The 4340-nt window shown below is 58.0% G+C and carries 6 protein-coding genes; 5 read left to right on the forward strand and 1 reads right to left on the reverse strand.

Features of this window, described 5'->3' with window-relative positions; genetic code table 11:
- The coding region (locus VFU50_06515; GenBank protein ID HEU5232494.1) for an ISNCY family transposase at nt 1-1159 on the reverse strand (1159 nt) is incomplete at its 3' end.
- Nucleotides 1160-1427: 268 nt separating this feature from the next.
- Here VFU50_06515 and VFU50_06520 point away from each other — a divergent pair.
- From VFU50_06520 to VFU50_06540, 5 genes are all read left to right on the forward strand, one after another.
- On the forward strand, nt 1428-2018 hold the full coding sequence (locus VFU50_06520; GenBank protein HEU5232495.1) for a hypothetical protein: 591 nt from the start codon (nt 1428-1430) through the stop codon (nt 2016-2018).
- Nucleotides 2019-2085: 67 nt separating this feature from the next.
- A complete protein-coding gene (locus VFU50_06525; GenBank protein HEU5232496.1) occupies nt 2086-2874 on the forward strand; it encodes an ATP-binding cassette domain-containing protein in 789 nt (262 codons plus the stop codon).
- A gap of 27 nt (nt 2875-2901) precedes the next feature.
- Entirely contained in the window at nt 2902-3108 is a 207-nt protein-coding gene (gene thiS / locus VFU50_06530) for a sulfur carrier protein ThiS (GenBank protein ID HEU5232497.1), read from the forward strand.
- 306 nt (nt 3109-3414) lie between these two features.
- On the forward strand, nt 3415-3894 hold the full coding sequence (locus VFU50_06535) for a MerR family transcriptional regulator (protein ID HEU5232498.1): 480 nt from the start codon (nt 3415-3417) through the stop codon (nt 3892-3894).
- 21 nt (nt 3895-3915) lie between these two features.
- Nucleotides 3916-4179 carry a hypothetical protein gene (locus tag VFU50_06540; protein ID HEU5232499.1) on the forward strand — a complete coding sequence of 88 codons (264 nt, stop codon included), beginning with the start codon at nt 3916-3918 and terminating at the stop codon, nt 4177-4179.
- Nucleotides 4180-4340 lie beyond the last annotated feature (161 nt).

Raw genomic sequence — 4340 nt, forward strand, 5'->3', positions numbered from 1 at the left:
TCGGGGATGGAGGCGCGGAGGAAGGGGCAGCGCCCCTTTCTTCGCTTCTCTCTGTCGAAGCCCGCACCAGTTCGCGGAAGCCGAGGCGCTGTCCGCGATAGTGAATGGCAATCGCGCCAGCTTCGTTCTCCCGCACCACCACGCGACTGCGACTCGGCGCCCAGTGCCGACTCTGCCGTTCCAGTTGCAGCAGACGATTGTTATAACGCACCACCCAGTCCTCACTCACCACACGTTCCTCCTCCAACCAAAACACCTCGTCCAGTTGCCGTACTGTCGGTCGCCGCCGATGATAGTCAGCCGGTTCCGTTGCCGCGCGCGCGAAGCGCCGGTTGTGCTCGGCAATGTAGTGCTCCTCCAGAAAGCGGTTGGCTTCCGCGTAGCTGGCGATCCCGCGCAGCCGCAGCTTCTTGATCAACCGGTCCTGATGCGTGCCGTGATTGCGCTCCACTCGTCCTTTGGCCTGCGGCGAGCTGGCGGCGATGATCCGAATCCCCAGCTTCTGGCACATGCGCCCGAACTGCGTCACCGGTACCGCGCCTTCCCGCTGTTCGCGTTCGGTCGCAGCCCGCACGTATACGTTCTTCCAGTCGGTGTAGAGCGCACGCGGCACGCCGTGCACCTCGATCCACCGCCGCAGCAACCGCGCCGCTGCCCAGATGGTCTCTTCTTCCGAGAACTGGCAGTGCATCGTGCTGCTGGCGTCATCCACCATGTGCATCAAGCAGCCTTCTCCGGCGCGCTCTTCCAGCCAGCGATGGAAACTGCCGTCTAACTGCACCAACTCGCCCCGATGCGCTTTGCGTTCTCGCCGCTGACGATACGGCTTGCGCTTCCGTCGCCGCTGCCACAGCCCGGCTTCCCGCATCCAGCGCCGCAGGCTCTCGGCATGGATCTTCAGCCCGTCGTCGCTCGCCAGGTGCTCTGCCGCCAGCGTCGCACCAAAATCGGCGTAGCGCTCCCGCACCCGCTCCAGCACTGCTGCCCGAAACTCCGCCGCATGCGCCCGGTTCGACCGCCGTCCGCAGTTGCCATGCTGCAACGCTCGTGCCCCGCCTCCCCGATATCGCGCCCATACCCGTTTCGCTTGCCGATAACTCAGCTCCAGCAACTCTGCCGCTTCCTGCAGCCGCAAGCTGCCCGCCTTCACCCTCGCCATCACTTCCACCCGACTCAGTTCTCTTGCACTTAACTCCGTTCTCCCCAATCTGAGTGCCTCCTGTCCAAGGCACTCTAAAAGGGGTCACTTCTACTGTGGTCGCAAGGGGACAGTTTTAATGTGGTTCAACAGCGAAGCGGGCTCGTGGATTCGTCAGAATTTGTGCCAGGTTCTTTGCTTGGCAACATCTCGCTAACGTGTCCCCGGCAGGAACTTCCGTAATCATTGCGCTGGCGTATGATTTCGACGACACTGATATCCACAACGCATGATTTTTGGCTTCAACACCGACATTAAGCACGAGGACACGGTCTACCACGTGCAGAGTGAAGCGCGCGAAGCAGACCTGCTACTGCAGACCCAGGTCTTTGTCCGCGGGCGCTGCATCGGTAAGCGCGCAACGCCATACGCAGATCAGGCCAAGAGCCCTGACTTTACCGACCAGAAGAAAGAACAGATCCTGCGAGAACAGCACCGGCTCGTGCTCGATGCCATCCGCGACGGCCGCCTAGAACAGGTTTTCGACAACCGCGATACGCCGGAGAGCCTGGCAGCGATCAAGGAACTCGACATTCACTGGACCAACGCGGATTCCATCCACTCCGAAGATCGGCTATCTATGCGCCTCAGGGCCACGGAAGGTGGCCAGGCGGTGGCTCATGCGCGGCTTACGGTGCGGCTGGCGCGCGAAGGCGCCGCTCCGTTTTATACGCAGACGGAGACCGATAGCGCCGGGCAGGCAGAACTCGATTTCATTATTGAAGAGTCTTCCATGAAGGATTCTTCGGTCATGGTCCAGGTGAACGTCAGCGGCCGCACCGCCACGCGGAAGTTCCAGCTCAAACGCGTCGAAGCCTAGGCCTTCCGACAATTGCGGACCTTTCGCCTTCGTAATCATCCAGCACGAATTTAGTATTCTTGACACCATGCCGCCAGACGGTCCTCCGTTGCTCGAGTTGCACAACATTCAGGTGTTTCGCGGACTCCGTCGCGTCCTCGATGGCTTCAGCCTTTGCATCCACAGCGGAGAGCACGTCGCCATCCTCGGACCGAACGGCTGCGGCAAGTCGACGCTGATCAAGACCATCACGCGCGAATGCTATCCCGCGATTCAACCTGGTTCGAGCATGAAGATCCTGGGGGAAGAGGTCTGGAACGTATTTGATCTCCGCTCACAGCTCGGAATCGTCTCCAACGACTTGATGAGCTGGTGTACCAGTGAAGCGGTCGGGCGCGACGTCGTGCTGTCCGGCTTCTTCAGCAGCAACGACGTTTACCCGAACCATCTGGTGACAGAGGATCACAGGCAAAAAGCGGAAGCTGCGCTTTCACAGCTTGAGATCGCGCATCTTTCTGAGCGCCCCGTTTGCGAAATGTCTTCCGGTGAGGCAAGGCGCATCCTGATTGCACGTGCCCTGGTTCATCAACCCAAAGCACTGCTTTTCGATGAACCCAGCAACTCGCTTGACGTGTTTGCGCGGCATGCTTTGCGTGACGCGATGAGCAGTCTGGCACAGGCAGGGATTGGGATTGTGCTCGTCACGCACGACCTCTCCGATATCATTCCCGAGATTGAACGCGTGGTACTAATGTCGAAAGGAAGAATCGTGGCCGACGGCAACAAGCAGGAAATCCTGCAGTCGCGCGGGCTTTCAGACGTTTTCGGACTGGATGTCGAAGTAACTCGGCGAGATGGGTATTACCATCTGTGGTGACAGCAAAGAACTCCGCACTGGATAACAATGACCCTCACCATCAACGGCGAAAACCGCAACTTTACTTCTGTTTCGACGGTTTCCGACCTTGTCTCTGAGCTTGGCATGAAGGCGGACCGCGTAGCCATCGAACTTAATCGGGATCTGCTCCCGCGAGATCGATGGGCGTCCACCCAGCTTTCCGACGGCGATAAACTCGAAATCGTTCACTTCGTCGGCGGAGGAAAGGTCTGAGCGCGCGACAACTGTGATTATGAAAGTGAACCGCCAGACGATCGCCCTCTCCTCCGATTCAGACCTCGCTGTTGGCAATTTGAAATCCGGTTGAACTCCGGGTGCGCGGTCTTAAATTACCCGATTACAAAATTACCCAATTACCAAATCACCACAGGAATCTTCTATCGCGAGCACCGATCCCCCCTGCAAGTAGCTCATTAGTAACCCTTTTTCCACCGATTCCTGCATCAGAGTGCGGCAACTCGTGCCTACAATGTCTCAAACATTCTGCAAGAAGAATGTTTTAAACATTCGTGGAGTCCGATGCAGGACAGCTTCACATCCCGGGACATCATTCGCCTCACCGGCATCACTGCGCGGCAGTTGCAGTGGTGGGACGAGCGCGGACTGGTGGTTCCTGCTCGCGATGGGCATCGTCGTATCTATTCTTTCGAAGATCTGACCGAAGTTGCCGTCATCTGCGAGTTGCGGCGCAAGGGCTTCTCGCTGCAGCGGATGCGCACCGTTGTGCGATTCCTGCAGAAGGAATTCAGCCAGCGGCTTGCGGAAACCGTGAGCGGCACTTCGAACTATCACCTGCTGACGGACGGCCGAGCGCTATATCTCGAGACCTCGCCGCAGCAGATCGTAGACATCCTGAAGAATTCGCGGCAGCCGATGTTTGCCATTTGTCTGAGCGACACAGTTCGCCGGGTGAGGGCCGTCGTGAGCGGACGCAAGCGTCCTTCGCGCTGCGCTCCGGAAAAGCTTCATTCCGTACGCAAATTGAAATTGGGTTCATAGCGTTACCCACGGGGAGGGGAAATGGTAGCTGAACTCGAAATTCTGAGCGAATGGATTCCGGAGCAGATGCAGCCCGGCACAATCTTCGTGCTGGAGAACGCCGGACGCATCGGCGAGAAAGAAGATCCTTACTGGGCCGTGCTCTCGTGCCCGAACTGCGGCACTCTCGGCCTGATCACGCGCAAACAAATTGCCGGGTTGATCGCGGTGATCTGCGGCTCACACAGCTGTTCCGCACAATTTTTCATTCACGACAGCGAAATCCAAATTCGAAAGCCGTTCTAGTGGCTAGTGGCTAGTGATTAGTGGCAAGTCAAACGCGTTGACAGTAGTCGAGTACTCGTCTGGGCCTAAGCCCGTTCATAATTAAAGTCATTTTGAAGTTCCGAGGTATTCTGCCTTCTATCCCGAAGGGATACTCGCTGCATTGTTCCTGCTAGCCACTA

The sequence above is a fragment of the Terriglobales bacterium genome, assembly GCA_035764005.1.
Taxonomy (GTDB): domain Bacteria; phylum Acidobacteriota; class Terriglobia; order Terriglobales; family Acidobacteriaceae; genus Gp1-AA112.